The following is a 1,360-nucleotide window of genomic DNA, read 5'->3' on the forward strand; positions in this document are numbered from 1 at the left end:
GGGGGGTGGTGTCGCCGGGTACCGGTGGCATCGGATGGACCGCTGATAGGGACAGGGCCGCATTTCAGGTCTCTTCGTAACGTGGGTGCCGGCCGCCGATGCCCGATCGGTGACCGCCCCGTGCTGACCGAAGGAACCAGGACGTGACAGCCAGCTACGCCGTGTTCTGCGGCGTCGACGTGGGCAAAGGTGAACACCACGCTGTCGGGCTCGACCCGGCCGGTAAGCGCCTGTTCGACAAAGCCTTGCCCAACGACGAATCCAAGCTGCGGGCCGTTTTCGACAAACTCGCCGCACACGGACCGATCCTGATCGTGGTCGACCAGCCGAACACGATCGGCGCGCTGCCGGTCACCGTGGCCCGCGACCGCGGCCACGACGTGGCCTACCTTCCCGGCCTGGCCATGCGCCGCATCGCCGACCTCTACCCAGGCCAAGCCAAGACCGACGCCCGAGACGCGTACATCATCGCCGACGCCGCCCGCACCATGCCGCACGCACTGCGCCGAGTCGACGTCGGCGACGAAGCGTTGACCGAACTCGGTGTCCTGGTCGGCTATGACGACGACCTCGCAGGCGAGGCAACCCGCACCAGCAACCGCATCCGCGGCCTGCTCACCGGCATCCATCCGGCCCTCGAACGCGTCCTCGGCCCGCGAATCGCCCACCCAGCAGTGCTCGAGATCCTGTCCCGCTGCGGTGGACCCGCAGGCATCCGTGCAGCAGGGCGACGGAAACTGACCGCGATCGCGGTCAAACACGCACCCCGCATGGGGGCCAGACTCGTCGAGGAGATCCTGGCCGCACTGCCCGCCCAAACCGTCACCGTCCCCGGTAGCAAAGCCGCCGAAGTCGTGTTGCCGAAACTGGCCGACCAGCTCAAATCCGTTCTTCAACAGAGGAAATCGATCGCCGAGAACATCGAGGAGATGCTCGATGCACACCCTCTTTCCAAGGTCCTGACCTCGATGCCCGGCATCGGAGTCAGGACCGGAGCCCGCATCCTGCTCGAGGTCGGCGACGGCGCTGGCTTCGCCTCGGCCGGCCACCTTGCCGCCTACGCCGGCATCGCTCCGGTCACTCACCGCTCCGGCAGCTCCATCCGCGGTGAGCACCCGGCCCGGTCCGGCAACCACAAGCTGAAACGGGCACTGTTCCTGTCCGCGTTCGCCGCACTGCACGACCCTGCCAGCCGCGCCTACTACGACAGAAAAAGAGCCGAAGGCAAAAAACACAACGCCGCCCTCATCTGCCTGGCCCGGCGACGCTGCGACGTCCTCTACGCGATGCTCAAACACGGCGAACTCTACCGATCACCCACGACCTCAGCGGCTTGACGAACACCATAGGGACACCCCCC

Annotated in this window: 1 protein-coding gene; it reads left to right on the forward strand. The window is 66.8% G+C overall.

The window, feature by feature from the left end; genetic code table 11:
- Positions 1-143 precede the first annotated feature (143 nt).
- Positions 144-1,337, forward strand: a complete 1,194-nt coding sequence (locus GVY64_RS36930) for an IS110 family transposase (protein ID WP_159851328.1) — start codon at positions 144-146, stop codon at positions 1,335-1,337.
- Positions 1,338-1,360 lie beyond the last annotated feature (23 nt).

The sequence above is a fragment of the Nocardia sp. CY41 genome (genome assembly GCF_009829325.1).
Classification (GTDB): domain Bacteria; phylum Actinomycetota; class Actinomycetes; order Mycobacteriales; family Mycobacteriaceae; genus Nocardia.